We start from the raw sequence: 13,848 nt of genomic DNA, 5'->3' as shown, positions 1-13,848 counted from the left end.
AGCGACATGGCCGGACTTCCCTTCCCCCTTGTGGGAGAAGGAAGAAGCTCTACCCCTTCGCCGCCTTGCGGATCGCTGTCGAGGACAACGACGAGCGCGGGCCGTGGATAAAGGTCCAGGCCGGCGCCTGCATGCGGGCAAGCAGCGGTGCGTCCCCTTCGTCGATGCGGGCATAGTCGAAGGTCTTGGCGACCACGGACGACAGGAAGGAGAGCGTGGCGCCCGGACGGTCGATGACCGCGATCGGGAAGGTGAGCACGATCTCGCGCCAGCGCTGCCAGCGGTGGAAGTCGCGCAAGCTGTCCGCGCCCATGATCCAGACGAAATCGACGCCCGGATTGCGCGCCTTGACCAGCGCCAGCGTGTCGGCGGTGTAGCGCACATGCTGCGCCGCCTCGAAGGCGGTGACCTTGATCCTGGGATTCCTCGCGATCTTTTCCGAAAGCTCGATGCGCTCGGCGAGCGGCGCCTGTTCCCGCGCGCTTTTCAGCGGATTGCCGGGCGTCACCATCCACCACAGCTGGTCGAGCGCCAGCCGTCTCAGCGCGATCTCGGCAACCAGCGCATGACCGGCATGCGGCGGGTTGAACGAACCACCGAACAGGCCGACGGTCAGGCCCCTGGCGGCGTGCGGCATGCGAAAGTAGCGGGCCGGGACAGGCTGTTCAGGTTGGGAAAGCATGGTGCTAGGCGCCCCCCTCTGCCCTGCCGGGCATCTCTCCCTCAAGGGGGGAGATCAGTTGTCGCCCATGCTTTCGCCAATCGCCGGCGTCGCAAGCCGAGCGGCGACGCCAAAGCTGCCAATCTCCCCTCTTGAGGGGGAGATGGCCGGCAGGCCAGAGGGGGGAGCCTGGGCGCAAGCTTCAGTCTCTTAAGGCAAGCGACATCAAGGCCTCACCTGCCCCGATCCGCGCACGCGGTATTTGAACGAAGTGAGCTGCTCGACCCCGACCGGCCCGCGCGCATGCATCTTGCCGGTAGCGATGCCGATCTCGGCGCCCATGCCGAACTCGCCGCCATCGGCGAACTGCGTCGAGGCGTTGTGCAGAAGGATCGCCGAGTCGATCTCGTTGAAGAATTTTTCGACCGCAGCCGCGTCCTCGGCGATGATTGCCTCGGTGTGGTGCGACGAGAAGGTCTCGATATGCTCGATCGCACCCGCGATATCGTCGACCAGCTTCACCGCGATGATGGCGTCGAGATATTCCGTCACCCAGTCGGCATCGGTCGCCGGGCTGGCATCGGCGAAGGCTTTCATCACCTCGGCATCGGCATGGATCTCGCAGCCGGCGGCGCGTAGTGCTTCCAAGATCGGCACCAGATGTGAGGCGGCCACCGCGCGGTCGACCAGCAGCGTCTCGGCCGCGCCGCAGACCCCGGTGCGCCGCATCTTGGCATTGACCGCGATCCTCACCGCCATGTCGAGATCGGCCGAGCGGTCGATATAGAGATGGCAGATGCCTTCGAGATGCGCGAAGACCGGCACCCGCGCCTCGGTCTGCACGCGCCCGACCAGGCTCTTGCCGCCGCGCGGGATGATGACGTCGAGGTTGCCGCCAAGGCCTTTCAGCATCTCGCCGACCGCGGCGCGGTCGGTCGTCGGCACCAGCTGGATGGCATCCTCAGGCAGTCCGGCGGCCTTCAGACCCTCGACCATGCAGGCGTGGATGGCGGCCGACGAATTGAGCGAGTCGGACCCGCCCCGCAGGATCACCGGATTGCCGGCCTTGAGGCAAAGCGCGCCGGCATCCGCCGTCACATTGGGGCGGCTTTCATAGATGACGCCGATGACGCCGAGCGGCGTTCGCACCCGCTCGATATGCAGCCCGTTCGGCCGATCCCATTCGGCGATGACGTCGCCGACCGGGTCCTTGAGCGCGGCGATCTCGCGAATGCCGTCGGCCATCGCCTTGATGCGCGATGGTGTAAGCTTCAACCGGTCTATGAAGGAGCCCGACAAACCGGCCTCCTCGCCATTCGACATGTCGATGGCGTTGGCGTCGAGGATTGCCTGCTCGTTGCGCAGGATGGCGTCCGCCATGGCGACAAGCGCATCGTTCTTGGCTTTGGTGGAAGCGACGGCCAACGGTCGCGCTGCCGCACGGGCGCGGCGGCCGATATCGGCCATCAGCGCCACGGTGTCTTCGCCGGATTTTTCATGCAGCTTCAGCATGGATCATCCCTCCACTTGGTCGCCGGCAAGGCTTACCACAAGGTCGTCGCGATGGATCATCGCCGAACGCGCCTCGTAGCCGAGCACGTTTTCAATCTCGGCCGTCTTCAGACCCGCGATCCTTACGGCATCGGCGGCATCATAGGCAACCAGCCCGCGCGCGATCTCGCGGCCCTCGGGCGACAGGATCGCCACCGTGTCGCCGCGCGAGAAGTTGCCGCTGACCAGTTTTACCCCGGCCGGCAGCAGCGACTTGCCGGATTTGAGCGCGCCGATGGCGCCGGCATCGACGGTGAGCCGGCCGGCCGGCTCGAGCTGGCCAGCGATCCAGGTCTTGTAACCCTTCACCGGATTAGCGCTCGGCTTGAAGAAGGTCGCGCGCTCGCCGCGCTCGATCGCCATCAGCGGCGAAAGCCTGGTGCCCGATGTGATGATCATGGCGGTGCCGGCGGCATTCGCGATCTTGCCGGCGTCGAGCTTTGTGCGCATGCCGCCGCGCGACAGCTCGGACGCGGCCGCGCCCGCCATCGCCTCGATATCGGGCGTGATGCGGTCGACGACGGGGATGAATTTTGCTCCCGGATCCTTGGCCGGAGGCGCTGTGTAGAGCCCATCGATATCGGAAAGCAGCACCAGCAGGTCCGCGCCCATCATGGTTGCAACGCGGGCCGCCAGCCGGTCGTTGTCGCCATAGCGGATTTCCGAGGTCGCCACCGTGTCGTTCTCGTTGATGACCGGCACCGCCTTCATCTTGAGCAGGGTGGATATCGTCGCGCGCGCATTGAGGTAGCGGCGGCGCTCCTCCGTGTCGCCGAGAGTAAGCAGGATCTGGCCCGATTTCAGCCCGTCCTTGCCGAGCGCGTCCGACCAGGCGCCTGCAAGCGCGATCTGGCCGACGGCGGCCGCCGCCTGGCTCTCCTCGAGCTTCAGCGCGCGCTTGCCGAGGCCGAGAATGGTGCGCCCGAGCGCAATGGCGCCCGACGAGACGACGAGCACCTCCGCGCCGGCATCGGCAAGCACCGCGATGTCGTTGGCCAAAGAGGTCAGCCAGTCGCGCTTCAGGCCGCTCGAGCGGTCGACGAGCAGCGCCGAACCGATCTTCACAGTGATGCGCCGGTATGATTTCAGCGATTTCATGGGTCTTACCGCCAGCGCGTGTCGACGGGAGCCGGAACGGCGTCGCGCGATTCGGCGACCACCGCCATCAGCGCGCGCAGCACCGCCTCGACGCCTTCGCCGGTGACGGCCGAGACAAGCATCGGCGCGCGGCCGGCGGCGCGCTTCAGCGAAGCCACCTTCTTCTTGCGGGCGTCCGGGCCGAGGATATCGACCTGGCTGAGCGCGACGATCTCGGCTTTCTCCGCGAGACCATGGCGGTAGGCTTCGAGCTCGGCGCGCACCGTCTTGTAAGCCTTGCCCGGGCTTTCCTCTTGCGCCGAGACCAGATGGAGCAACACGCGCGTGCGCTCGACATGGCCGAGGAAGCGATCGCCGATGCCCACGCCTTCATGCGCGCCCTCGATCAGGCCGGGAATGTCGGCCAGCACGAATTCGCGACCGTCGATGCGGGCGACGCCGAGGCCGGGATAGAGCGTGGTGAAGGGATAGTCGGCGATCTTCGGCTTGGCGGCGGTGACGGCGGCAAGGAAGGTCGACTTGCCGGCATTGGGCATGCCGACCAGGCCGGCATCGGCGATCAGCTTGAGCCGGAGCCAGATGCTGAGCTCCTCGCCCGGCTGTCCCGGATTGGCGCGCCGCGGCGCCTGGTTGGTCGAGGTCTTGAAATGCTGGTTGCCGAAACCGCCATTGCCGCCCTTGGCGAGCAGGAAGCGCTGGCCGACCACGGTCAGGTCACAGATCAGCGTCTCATTGTCTTCGGCAAAGACCTGCGTGCCGGCAGGCACTTTCAGCGTCACGTCGGCGCCCTTGGCGCCGGTCATGTTGCGGCCCATGCCGTGCATGCCGGTCTTGGCCTTGAAATGCTGCTGGTAGCGATAGTCGATCAGCGTGTTCAGCCCGTCGACCGCTTCCACCCAGACATCGCCGCCGCGGCCGCCATCGCCGCCATCCGGGCCGCCGAACTCGATGAATTTCTCGCGACGGAACGACATCGATCCGGCGCCGCCGTCGCCGGAACGTATGTAAACCCTGGCTTGGTCGAGGAATTTCATTGGAGTTTCAAGTTTCTGCTGATGGGCTTGATCGATTGCTCTAAGGCATGCTGAGATTCAGGTCAGGCCGAGCCGAAAATGGCGGGATCCGAGAACCGGAGCGGAGCGTACTTAAGTACGTGAGCACCGGAAGCGCAGGAAGCCGGCATTTGCAGGCCGGCCTCACCTGAATATCAACATGCCTTAAACCAAGGCGTGGCCTAGGGCGAGGCTGTTTTGCGACTAAAGCGCCGGATGCGCTTTGGCAAAGGACGCAGTAGCACTCTTCACGAGCCAGGGTTGGGGAAACGCTCGAATGAAACTCGTCACCTACAACATCCAGTACGGCATCGGCCTCGACGGCAAGTACGATCTTGGCCGTATCGCCGACGCCGTGCGCGGCGCCGATGTGATCGCGCTGCAGGAGGTGACCCGCAACAACCCGCGCAACGGCGACCGCGACATGGTGGCCGAGATCAGCGAGGCGCTGCCCGATTATTTTGCCGCCTATGGCAGCAATTTCGAGGTCAATATCGGCTCGCGCCTGGAGAATGGCCGCGCCATCTCGACCTCCTTCCAGCTCGGCAACATGGTGCTGTCGAAGACGCCCATTCATCTGTCGCGCAATCTCCTTCTGCCGCGCAGCCGCAGCCTGGAGGCCATGAACTTCCAGCGCGGCGCGCTCGAAGCGCTGATCGAAACGCCGCTCGGCTTCATCCGCTTCTATTCCACCCATCTCGACCACCGCAGCCCCGTCGAGCGCCAGAGCCAGATCCGCTTCCTGCGCCAGCGTCTGCTCAACTACGCGCTGGAAGGCGGCGGCCTGTCGGGCATTCCCGAGATCGGCCTGCCGGACCTGCCCTATCCGGAAGCCTTCATCGTCATGGGCGACTTCAACATGCTGCCGGGCTCCCCCGAATATGTCGAGCTCGCCGGCCGCCCGGACCATGAGTTTGGCATGCCGCTGACCGCCGATCTCGCCGTCGACGTCGCCCAGCGCCTTGCCGTCGCCGACCTCATCACCTGGGTCGACCCCGACCGCCCCGGCGACGAAAGCCGCCACAAATGCATCGACTACATCTTCACCAGCGCCTCGCTGGCCAAATCGCTGCAGCGCCTGTGGTCCGACCGTGAGGCCGTCGGCTCCGACCACCTGCCGCTCTGGGCGGAACTCGGTTGAACTCCTGACTCCCCCTCATCCGGCCGCTGCGCGGCCACCTTCTCCCCGAGGGGAGAAGAGGTTGACGCCGGCGCTCACCTGCTCCTCTCCCCTTGGGGAGAGGTCGGATTGCCCCGAATTGCCCTTCGCAATTCGGTTGGCAATACGGGTGAGGGCGCGCCGCTCAACCTTCCAAAGCACCTATCAAAAGTGCACCCAGTTCCTGAGACTGGTCCACGTCTTGCGATCCAGCCGATAACGCTCGACCGGCACCTGGCCCGCGACGATCGAGTTCAGCATGCCCTGGCCGGCATACTGGAAGCCGCATTTGTGGATGACCCGCCGAGAGGCCGGATTGATCACCCTGGTCGAGGCATGCAGCACCTGGATCGAGGTCCGCTGGAAGGCGAGGTCGACGAGCGCATGCGCGGCCTCGGTGGCATAGCCGCGCTTCCAATAGGGCTCGCCGATCCAATAGCCCAGCTCCAGGCCGCGATCGGTGGTGTTCAAGCCGGCGCAGCCGACGAAGGTGCCGGTGTCCTTGAGCGTCAGGGCATAGACGATGCCGGCGCGCCGCGACGCCGCCATGGCAAGGAAGGTGCGGCCTTCGGCTTCGCCATAGGGATGCGGCATGCGGGCCAGCATTTCGGCGACATGTCGGTTGTCGGCAAGCGTGACGAGTTGCTCGAGATCGCTCTCGCGCGGGGCGCGCATGACCAAGCGCTCGGTGGCCAGCACCGGGCAATCGATCGCGTAACTTTCGTCTTCGGTATCTTCCGCTTCGGCAACCATTTTAGTCCTCCAGGGCAAGAAATGAAAAAGGAGAGAGGGCAAGCCCATCTCTCCTGATCCTTTTCCTGGCCTGGCCAGACACCGGTTCCCGAGATGGGCGCCGGTGTTATGGTGCGGAACCGGCTACTCCGCTGCTTTGGTAATCGGGTTCACCGATACGTAGGTTCGGCCGTTGGCTTTCTTGTTGAAGGTGACTGCGCCGGCTTCGAGCGCAAAAAGGGTGTGGTCCGTGCCCATGCCAACATTGGTGCCCGGATGCCATTGCGTGCCGCGCTGGCGGATGATGATGTTGCCGGCGATGACGGCTTCGCCGCCGAACTTCTTCACGCCCAGACGCTTGGAGTGCGAATCGCGCCCGTTGCGCGACGAACCGCCAGCTTTCTTGTGTGCCATTTGACTAACTCCGATGCGCCCTGAGGCGCTTGAATGGTCTTATGAACGCGTTCGCGTTCCGTTTCAAGTCCCGTACCGGCGACGATCGTCGCCGGAAAAATTACTTCTTCGCCAGTTCCTTGGCCTGCTCGCGCCAATCCTTGATCTGGTCGGCGCTGAACGGCATGTGCTCGTCGATCTTGGCGACATCCTTGTCGGTGAGCTTGGCAAGCTGCGCGAAGGTGACGATGCCCTGCTCGGCGAGGTCCTTCGCCGCGACCGGGCCGATGCCCTTGATCACGGTCAGGTCGTCCGGCTCGCCCTTCGGCGCCTTGAACAGCGGCGCGGCCTTGGCCTCTTCGCCCGAAGCGGCTTCCGCCTTCGGGGCAGCTTCCTTCTTGGCCTTGGGCTCCTTCGGCGCGGCCTCGGCCTTCGCCTCGGCGGCGACTTCAGCCTTGGCCTCTGCCTTGGCTTCCGGCTTCGCGGCGGCCTTCTTCGACGGCTTGGCGCCACCGAGCAGGATCTCGGCGATCCGGACGGTGGTCAGAAGCTGGCGGTGGCCGATCTTGCGGCGCGAATTCTGGCGGCGGCGCTTCTTGAAAGCGATGACGGTGCGGTTCTTGCCTTGCTCGACGACTTCCGCCGTGACCATGGCGCCATCGACGAACGGCGCGCCGAAGGTGACATTCTCGCCCTCGCCATGCGCGAGCACATTGCCGATCTCGACGATATCGCCGACCTTGGCTTCGAGCTTCTCGATCTTCAGGAGATCGTTGGCGGCGACGCGATACTGCTTGCCGCCCGTTTTGATGACTGCGAACATTTTTTTAGCCTTTCGCTGTTCGGTCGGCCTTGATGAGCCGCCAGAGGCGGTTCGGCCGTCTTTTTGTCAGTCTGCGGGTTCAAAAAACAAGCGGCGCGGAAGAGCCTCCACGCCGAATGCGGGCTGTCCCTAACCGAAGGTTGCGCCGGAGTCAAGGCAAGCGGGTCGCCCATCGCGATGCGCCGGGCGGCGTTGCCGGCAAATATCGGTCGGCCCCTTTGCCGTCGCTTTTCGCGGAAGCCGGAAATCGCTCGAATAAGCCCTTGTAACCGGAGCGGTCAGCCGTTATCTAGTGCGCCGCGCCGGCAACGGCCGACCATGACCTCGCGGAGAGGTGGCAGAGTGGTCGAATGCACCGCACTCGAAATGCGGCATACTCGCAAGGGTATCGGGGGTTCGAATCCCTCCCTCTCCGCCATTCTGCTTCGCTCTCCGAGCTTCGCAGGACCAGCCTAATCTTTCGCGCGAAGCAGGATGCCCTCCGAAGCTTTAGCGAAGGAGGGCCGGTACCCCCCCACTTAAAATGCCTCAGTCCAGACTACGCGTCTCGGTCGATCCATACTCCGGCCGTGAAGCAGCGCACAGTCGCGTGACAAAAATCCGACCAAGGTCGATAGTCATATGATCTCAGGGGATCAATCTGCGGAGGGCCGTCCGACATGCGCTCTGGGTGGAATGCAACAGGGTTCGGCCGGTTTTTCGATTGCCTGTCGGCCGGGCCAACGATCGCGGTCGCCCTTGCAATTGCGTTTTCCTTTTCCCCTGCGCATGCGGCGCAGCATCGTCTGCCGAGCGGCTACAAATGGGGCCGTTGCCTGCTGGTCGTTCACGGTGAGACCCGCATCTCCGGAAAATGCTCCTACCAGATCGAGAAGGGCGGCGATTTCAACATCCAGGGCCCCAACCAGGTTTTTGCAGGCATCGACTATCCCGACACGAATAGCGGTGCCGGTGAGATGTCCAAGGATTACTGGGCGGTCGTGTACAAGGACGGCGATGTTTGGGCAGGCTATGCGAATGCGGATATTCACGGCACGCATGGCGAGGGAGCAGATTGGGGAGAACTTCGCCGTGAAGGCGCTTGCTATGTCGGGAAGGACGTCCGGGTATGCCTCTGGCGCTAGCCGACTCGTTGTCCCTCAATCCGTTCGATGATTTGGCTTCTCGCCTTCACTCGGCGGCCGCGCGGATGGTGACCGTCGCGGAGGTTCCCACAACCAGCCTTGCCTTCGTGGCGGCGTCGCCGTCGAGGACGATGTGCACGGGAACGCGCTGCGCCAGCCGCACCCAGGTGAAGGTCGGGTTGATGTCCGCCAGCAGCGTCCCGGAGGCGCGCTCGCGGTCCTCGATGCCGGCGGCGATGCTTGCGACATGGCCCGAAAGCGACGATTTCCATCCCATCGGCCTGATCGACGCTCTGGCGCCGACCTCGATGCGCGGCAGCTTCGTCTCCTCGAAATAGCCGTCGATGCGGACCGTGTCGGTGTCGACCAGCGCCATCGTGGCCGCGCCTGTCGTGACATAGTCACCGGGGCGAAGGCTGAGATTGGTGATGATGCCGTTGACCGGCGCCCTGACCTCCGCGCGGTCGAGGTTCAGTTGCGCCAAGTCGCGCGCGGCACTTGCCTGCAGGCTTTCCGACTCCGCCTCGGCCACGTTCGACTGCGCCTCCTCGATCTGCTGGACGCTGACCGCCGAGGCCGTCAGGCGCTTCAGACGCTCCAGGTTTCTCCTCGCCTGGTCGAGCGTCGCCTGCCGGCCCTCGACCACCGCCTGAGCCTGCGCCAGCGCGACGGCGAAGCGCTGGCGATCGACCTGGAACAGCACATCGCCCTTCCTGACCGTCTGGTTGTCCTTGACCAGCACCTCGGCCACGAGGCCTGAAACGTCGGGCGTGACGCCGACAATATCGGCGCGCACATGCGCGTCCCGCGTCCATGGCGCGTTCATGTTGTCGTCCCAAAGCTTCCAGGCGGCGACGCAGGCGACGGCGACGACGGCGGCCGTGACGAGGACCCTGCCGGTCAGTCGAAGAAGACGATATTTCATGAGAACAGCCGATCCGAGAGCGAGTACATTGCCCCGAGAATGAGGATGTACAGCGCGAGGTTGAAAAGCGCCCGGTGCCAGACGAGCGAATAGAGGCCGGTCCACGACAGCATCTGCCAGACGACCCGCGCCACGACGAAGGCCGCCAGCATCGTGACCAGCAGTCCCGGCAGATAGACGCCGCCAATGCTGATGTCGTTGTGCATCTGTCTACTCCGCGACCAGGAGCATCGGCTCCGGCATTGTCGAATGAACGGGCGGCGCGGCGTTGCGAAACAGCGCGCGCCGCAGCCCCACCAGCGCGTCGGCGGATCGCCGCGCCGGCGCGGCCTGGCGGCCCGCGACGACGGCAAGCGCGGCATCGATGCGCTCGCGCAAGCGTGGCGACGCCGGAACGGGCGCGCCGGCGCGAATACGCTCCTTGAACAGCTGGGCAATGGCAGAAAGAACGTCGCCGACCGCTGTCCTTTCGTCCCAGGTGAGGCGGCCGCGCAGCCGCTGCAGCTCCACGATGTTGAGGCCCAGCCTGATTTCCGCGTAGCCGTCGATCGCCGACAGCTCCTTGTTTTCCATGGACGCCAGCCGCGGAACGAGCTGCCCGAGGCGATCGAGCATGCGCCCCGCGAGCCGGCGCTGGTCCTCGGCGCGCTCGCCGGCGGCGAGTTGGGCAAGGTCGGACCAGCCGGCATGCACCAGGCGCCGGGCAGCGATCTCGCCGCCGAACGGCCGGACCACCAGCGTCCACACGAGCGCGAAACCGACGCCGGCGAGCGCGGCGAGCCCGCCGCCCGCGAAGGAGGTGAAATCGGCGGAAAACCGGTCGCTCAGCGCAATGAACGATGCCGTGTTCACCGTGAGCAGCATGGCCAGCATGTTGAGCTGGGGCCTCGGAATGAGCGTGCCGAGCACCAGGAACGGCGGCGCCAGCGCCAGAACCAGCAAGGGGAAGCTCTGGATCGACGGCAGGATGGCGAACTGGTAGGCCGCGGTGACCACAAGGCTCACCGTGCACCAAGTGAACATCGACAGGAGCAGCGGCGCGGGCCGGTCGGTCGCCGCGAAGAACGAGCAGGCGACCGCCACCATGAGCACGAATCCAGAGCCTTCGGCCCAGCCCGAATAGATCCACAGGGCGCTGGCGATCAGCACGGCGACGATCACCGAAGCGACATAGAATGACAGCATTCCATAATCGTGATGGCGGACGCGCGAGAAGGTGCGACGCCGGCGGAAGGCGAGCCTTTCGCCATTGGATTCGCCGGTCGCGATCTGCTTCTTCAGGATCAGGCAGTCGTGCCAGGCATCGACGATCTCGCGCAGTCGGGCGAGCGCGCTGTCGAGGATCAGGCTGCGCCAGTCGACGGCGTAGGCAGGCGGTCGCAGGTCGGCGATGCGGGAGCGCAGCGCGACGGCGCGTTCCGGATCGGCGACGGCCTGGAGCCAGGCCCCGACATCGTCGAGCAGGGCGATGAGGTCGTCGCGCAGCACCCGGTCCTGCGATCTCAGTTCATGGAGCCGGTCATCGAGCGAGGAAAGCAGGGGAAGCAGCAGCATGAGGCGTCCGCGCAATTGCCGCGCCTGTCGCGTAAGCCCGTGCGTTTGGTGATCATATCCGAGCTGGCTGATGAGGATATCGAAGCCGGAAATGTCGGACGCCAGTTTCTGCCGCACTGGAGGCGCCGGCCGCGCCATGCCTTCGCCGCGCAGGATCTCGCCGGCCCACTGGGCAGCGTCGCCGAGCCAGTTGGAGATGCGCGACGACATCAGCGATGACAGCCCTATCGGGAACACCAGCTGCGCCACCACGCTGGCGCAGACGATACCGAGGATGATCTCCTGGCTGCGGGCCGAGGCGATGTCGAAGATCGTCTGCGGCGCATCGACGGCAGGCAGCGCGATCAGCGGCAGCGAATAGCCGGCGAGCATGAAGACATAGCTGCGCGGCGTGCGGTCGAGCATCGAGATATAGAGCAGCACCCCGGTCCACAGCGCGACGACGATGCTCATCAGGAGCGGCGAATTGACGAAGGTCGGCAAAAGGAAGACGGACCCGGCGGCACCGATCAGCGTGCCGAGCGCCCGGTAGAGCCCCTTGGACGAGGTAGCGCCGGCAAGCGGATTGGCCACGACATAGACGGCGGCCATGGCCCAGTAGGGGCGCGGCAGGTCGAAGGACAGCGCTATGTAGAGCGCCAGCATCGAGGCGAGGAACGCCTTGATCGAAAACAGCCAGTCCTGCCAGGAGGGAAGCGTCATGCGTTTGGCTCTTGGCACCCGCCTCCCACCGGCAGGCGCCGCGGTACGTCCTGGCTAGCGGTTGATGTCGACATCCTTGGTCTCGCGCCCGATCAGCAGGGCGATCAGCGTCAGCACCGCCATCGCCGAAAGATAGACGCCGACCCAGAAAGGTCCGCCGCCCATGCTCCAGAGCGCCACGGCGATGAAGGGCGCCACGGCGGCGCCGAGGATGGACGATACGTTGTAGGAGATGCCTGAGCCGGTGTAGCGCACATTGGCCGGAAAAAGCTCCGGCAGCAGCGCGCCCATCGGGCCGAAGGTCATGCCCATCAGGCTGAAGCCGAGGATGAGCCATGCCATGACGCCGGTGGTGCCGGCGTGCAGCATCGGCACCCAGGAGAGCCCGAAGAGCGCGATGGCGACGGTGATCCATATCAGCGTGCGGCGCCGGCCCCAGCGGTCGGCCCAGGGACCCGAGACCATGGTGAAGACGCCGAAGAAGACCACGCCGATGATCATCATCAGCACGAAGGTCGTGTAGTCGTAGCCGAGGCCAGGCACGGCGGCCGAGGGCGCGGCGCGGCCGTAGCTCAGCGAAAACGTCGTCATCAGGTAGAAGAGCACGTAGGTGGCGAGCATGTAGAACGTGCCGAGGACGAGCTCTTTCCAATGCGTGCTGACGACCGAGGCCAGCGGCACCTTCCTGACCTTGCCGGCGCGGACGGTGTTGTCGAAGGCGGCGCTCTCGACGAGGTTCAGCCGCACCCAGAGCCCGATGGCCACCATGATCAGCGAGAACAGGAACGGGATGCGCCAGCCCCAGGACAGGAAGGCCAGGGACGGCCGCGAGGGGTCGTCCGAGGGTAGCATGGCGGCGATGATCAGGAACAGGCCGTTGGCGATGATGAAGCCGATCGGCGCGCCAAGCTGCGGGAAGGTGCCGTAGACGGCGCGCTTGCCCTTCGGCGCATTCTCGGTCGCGACCAGCGCCGCGCCGCTCCACTCTCCGCCCAGCGCAAAGCCCTGGGCGAGGCGCAGCACCACCAGCAGGGCCGGCGCCAGCCATCCGGCGCTCGCATAGGTGGGGAGCAGGCCGATCAGGAATGTCGCCACCCCCATGGTGAGCAGCGCGCCGACCAGTGTGATCTTGCGGCCGCGCCGGTCGCCGAGATGGCCGAAGAAGATCGCGCCCAGCGGTCGCGCGATCATGGCGGCGCCGAACACCGCGAAGGAGGCGAGCAGCGCCGTCGTGTCGTTGCCGGCGGGGAAGAACAGATGCGGGAACACCAGCACCGCCGCCGTGGCATACACATAGAAATCGTAGAACTCGATCGTGGTGCCGATGAGGCTGGCCAGGATCACCCGGGAACGGGGATTGGCGGGAGAGACTGCTGGCACCGCGTCGAGAGCAACGGACATCGAGACACCTTCGAGGGAACCGGCCAAGGCCGGCCCCTGGATTGAGGATGGAGGCTTGGTGAGAACGGATCTGTCCGGGTACAACCGAGCCGATCGCGCCATCTCGCCGATATAGATTGCATCCTAATAGATTGTATGCGAACAATTAGCAATGGAAAATGAACGGTCCAGAAGCCGCGAAACGATCGGCCAGATCATAACCAATGTGGCGCGCCTCTGGCGCCGCACCGCCAATGAGCGGCTGGATCGCTGCGGGCTGTCCCACGCCATGGCCATGCCTCTCTTGGCGCTGTGGCAATTGGGCGGCGAAGCCCGCCAGGGCGCCGTTGCCGAGCAGGCCGGCCTCGAAGGTCCTTCGCTGGTCCGTCTGATCGATCTCCTGGTGGCGGAGGGCCTTGTCGCCAGGCGGGAGGATCAAAGCGATCGCCGGGCCAAGATCCTGTCGTTGACCAAGGACGGCGAGGCGCGAATGAAGACCATCAACGCGGTGCTCGCCGAGCTCAGGCACGAGCTGGTTTCGCTGATCGGCGACGAAGAGCTCGAGACCGCCTCCGCCGTGCTGCGCCAGATCCAGGCGGAACTCGCCAGCAAGCTCGGCGAGAGCTGAGCGTCGTGTGATCCGATCGTGAAGGCATACCCCCGCTGACGGTTCGCCTCTCTCAGGCGGGCGCCA

At 65.3% G+C, this 13,848-nt stretch carries 14 protein-coding genes and 1 tRNA gene; 4 read left to right on the top strand and 11 right to left on the bottom strand.

Annotation, left to right across the window (positions count from 1 at the left end; translation table 11 throughout):
- Positions 1-49: 49 nt before the first annotated feature.
- The 4 genes from RFM41_RS09190 to obgE all read right to left on the bottom strand — a co-directional run bounded on the left by RFM41_RS09190 (position 50) and on the right by obgE (position 4,344).
- The gene (locus RFM41_RS09190) at positions 50-637 is read right to left on the bottom strand and encodes a nicotinate-nucleotide adenylyltransferase (protein ID WP_320248069.1); all 588 of its coding nucleotides are present in this window, start codon (positions 635-637) and stop codon (positions 50-52) included.
- A gap of 249 nt (positions 638-886) precedes the next feature.
- A complete protein-coding gene (locus tag RFM41_RS09185) occupies positions 887-2,173 on the bottom strand; it encodes a glutamate-5-semialdehyde dehydrogenase (protein ID WP_320247271.1) in 1,287 nt (428 codons plus the stop codon).
- 3 nt (positions 2,174-2,176) lie between these two features.
- Entirely contained in the window at positions 2,177-3,310 is a 1,134-nt protein-coding gene (proB, locus tag RFM41_RS09180) for a glutamate 5-kinase (RefSeq protein WP_320247274.1), read from the bottom strand.
- A gap of 5 nt (positions 3,311-3,315) precedes the next feature.
- Complete coding sequence (gene obgE / locus RFM41_RS09175) at positions 3,316-4,344, bottom strand: GTPase ObgE (protein ID WP_320247276.1); 1,029 nt, start codon at positions 4,342-4,344, stop codon at positions 3,316-3,318.
- 295 nt (positions 4,345-4,639) lie between these two features.
- On the opposite strand from obgE, the gene RFM41_RS09170 reads away from it, so the two are divergent.
- Positions 4,640-5,503 (top strand): endonuclease/exonuclease/phosphatase family protein, encoded by an 864-nt coding sequence (locus tag RFM41_RS09170; protein ID WP_320247278.1) that lies wholly within the window; start codon positions 4,640-4,642, stop codon positions 5,501-5,503.
- 183 nt (positions 5,504-5,686) lie between these two features.
- On the opposite strand, the gene RFM41_RS09165 is transcribed toward RFM41_RS09170, so the two are convergent.
- The 3 genes from RFM41_RS09165 to RFM41_RS09155 all read right to left on the bottom strand — a co-directional run bounded on the left by RFM41_RS09165 (position 5,687) and on the right by RFM41_RS09155 (position 7,469).
- The gene (locus RFM41_RS09165; RefSeq protein ID WP_320247279.1) at positions 5,687-6,274 is read right to left on the bottom strand and encodes a GNAT family N-acetyltransferase; all 588 of its coding nucleotides are present in this window, start codon (positions 6,272-6,274) and stop codon (positions 5,687-5,689) included.
- Between the two features lie 123 nt (positions 6,275-6,397).
- On the bottom strand, positions 6,398-6,667 hold the full coding sequence (rpmA, locus tag RFM41_RS09160; RefSeq protein ID WP_095767205.1) for a 50S ribosomal protein L27: 270 nt from the start codon (positions 6,665-6,667) through the stop codon (positions 6,398-6,400).
- 100 nt (positions 6,668-6,767) lie between these two features.
- The gene (locus tag RFM41_RS09155; protein ID WP_320247284.1) at positions 6,768-7,469 is read right to left on the bottom strand and encodes a 50S ribosomal protein L21; all 702 of its coding nucleotides are present in this window, start codon (positions 7,467-7,469) and stop codon (positions 6,768-6,770) included.
- Positions 7,470-7,797: 328 nt separating this feature from the next.
- Between RFM41_RS09155 and RFM41_RS09150 the strand changes: the two genes are divergently transcribed.
- A tRNA-Ser gene (locus RFM41_RS09150) sits at positions 7,798-7,887 on the top strand.
- 241 nt (positions 7,888-8,128) lie between these two features.
- The gene (locus RFM41_RS09145; RefSeq protein ID WP_320247286.1) at positions 8,129-8,593 is read left to right on the top strand and encodes a hypothetical protein; all 465 of its coding nucleotides are present in this window, start codon (positions 8,129-8,131) and stop codon (positions 8,591-8,593) included.
- A gap of 46 nt (positions 8,594-8,639) precedes the next feature.
- Here the strand turns inward: RFM41_RS09145 and RFM41_RS09140 are convergent, their stop codons facing one another.
- Genes RFM41_RS09140 through RFM41_RS09125 form a run of 4 tightly spaced genes read right to left on the bottom strand, consistent with a single transcriptional unit; the run spans position 8,640 to position 13,175 of the window.
- A complete protein-coding gene (locus RFM41_RS09140) occupies positions 8,640-9,518 on the bottom strand; it encodes an efflux RND transporter periplasmic adaptor subunit (protein ID WP_320247289.1) in 879 nt (292 codons plus the stop codon).
- The gene (locus RFM41_RS09135) at positions 9,515-9,724 is read right to left on the bottom strand and encodes a DUF1656 domain-containing protein (RefSeq protein ID WP_320247290.1); all 210 of its coding nucleotides are present in this window, start codon (positions 9,722-9,724) and stop codon (positions 9,515-9,517) included. Before RFM41_RS09135 ends, RFM41_RS09140 begins: the two co-directional genes overlap by 4 nt.
- Before the next feature lie 4 nt (positions 9,725-9,728).
- Positions 9,729-11,774 carry an FUSC family protein gene (locus RFM41_RS09130; RefSeq protein ID WP_320247292.1) on the bottom strand — a complete coding sequence of 682 codons (2,046 nt, stop codon included), beginning with the start codon at positions 11,772-11,774 and terminating at the stop codon, positions 9,729-9,731.
- Between the two features lie 54 nt (positions 11,775-11,828).
- Positions 11,829-13,175: an MFS transporter gene (locus tag RFM41_RS09125; protein ID WP_320247294.1), complete on the bottom strand. Its 1,347-nt coding sequence runs from the start codon at positions 13,173-13,175 to the stop codon at positions 11,829-11,831.
- A 151-nt stretch (positions 13,176-13,326) separates the two neighbouring features.
- Here RFM41_RS09125 and RFM41_RS09120 point away from each other — a divergent pair, with 151 nt between their 5' ends.
- Positions 13,327-13,782, top strand: a complete 456-nt coding sequence (locus RFM41_RS09120; protein ID WP_320247297.1) for a MarR family winged helix-turn-helix transcriptional regulator — start codon at positions 13,327-13,329, stop codon at positions 13,780-13,782.
- Positions 13,783-13,848 lie beyond the last annotated feature (66 nt).

The sequence above is a fragment of the Mesorhizobium vachelliae genome (genome assembly GCF_033977325.1).
GTDB lineage: Bacteria > Pseudomonadota > Alphaproteobacteria > Rhizobiales > Rhizobiaceae > Mesorhizobium > Mesorhizobium vachelliae.
Note: the sequence above shows the minus strand (reverse complement) of the source record. Positions and strands in the feature narration are given on the sequence as shown.

What these genes read in the sequence shown, in the direction of transcription:
- RFM41_RS09190 (WP_320248069.1), bottom strand. Translation starts at nt 637, where the DNA reads ATGCCGCACGCCGCCAGGGGCCTGACCGTCGGCCTGTTCGGTGGTTCG.
- RFM41_RS09185 (WP_320247271.1), bottom strand. Translation starts at nt 2,173, where the DNA reads ATGCTGAAGCTGCATGAAAAATCCGGCGAAGACACCGTGGCGCTGATG.
- proB (WP_320247274.1), bottom strand. Translation starts at nt 3,310, where the DNA reads ATGAAATCGCTGAAATCATACCGGCGCATCACTGTGAAGATCGGTTCG.
- obgE (WP_320247276.1), bottom strand. Translation starts at nt 4,344, where the DNA reads ATGAAATTCCTCGACCAAGCCAGGGTTTACATACGTTCCGGCGACGGC.
- RFM41_RS09170 (WP_320247278.1), top strand. Translation starts at nt 4,640, where the DNA reads ATGAAACTCGTCACCTACAACATCCAGTACGGCATCGGCCTCGACGGC.
- RFM41_RS09165 (WP_320247279.1), bottom strand. Translation starts at nt 6,274, where the DNA reads ATGGTTGCCGAAGCGGAAGATACCGAAGACGAAAGTTACGCGATCGAT.
- rpmA (WP_095767205.1), bottom strand. Translation starts at nt 6,667, where the DNA reads ATGGCACACAAGAAAGCTGGCGGTTCGTCGCGCAACGGGCGCGATTCG.
- RFM41_RS09155 (WP_320247284.1), bottom strand. Translation starts at nt 7,469, where the DNA reads ATGTTCGCAGTCATCAAAACGGGCGGCAAGCAGTATCGCGTCGCCGCC.
- RFM41_RS09145 (WP_320247286.1), top strand. Translation starts at nt 8,129, where the DNA reads ATGCGCTCTGGGTGGAATGCAACAGGGTTCGGCCGGTTTTTCGATTGC.
- RFM41_RS09140 (WP_320247289.1), bottom strand. Translation starts at nt 9,518, where the DNA reads ATGAAATATCGTCTTCTTCGACTGACCGGCAGGGTCCTCGTCACGGCC.
- RFM41_RS09135 (WP_320247290.1), bottom strand. Translation starts at nt 9,724, where the DNA reads ATGCACAACGACATCAGCATTGGCGGCGTCTATCTGCCGGGACTGCTG.
- RFM41_RS09130 (WP_320247292.1), bottom strand. Translation starts at nt 11,774, where the DNA reads ATGACGCTTCCCTCCTGGCAGGACTGGCTGTTTTCGATCAAGGCGTTC.
- RFM41_RS09125 (WP_320247294.1), bottom strand. Translation starts at nt 13,175, where the DNA reads ATGTCCGTTGCTCTCGACGCGGTGCCAGCAGTCTCTCCCGCCAATCCC.
- RFM41_RS09120 (WP_320247297.1), top strand. Translation starts at nt 13,327, where the DNA reads ATGGAAAATGAACGGTCCAGAAGCCGCGAAACGATCGGCCAGATCATA.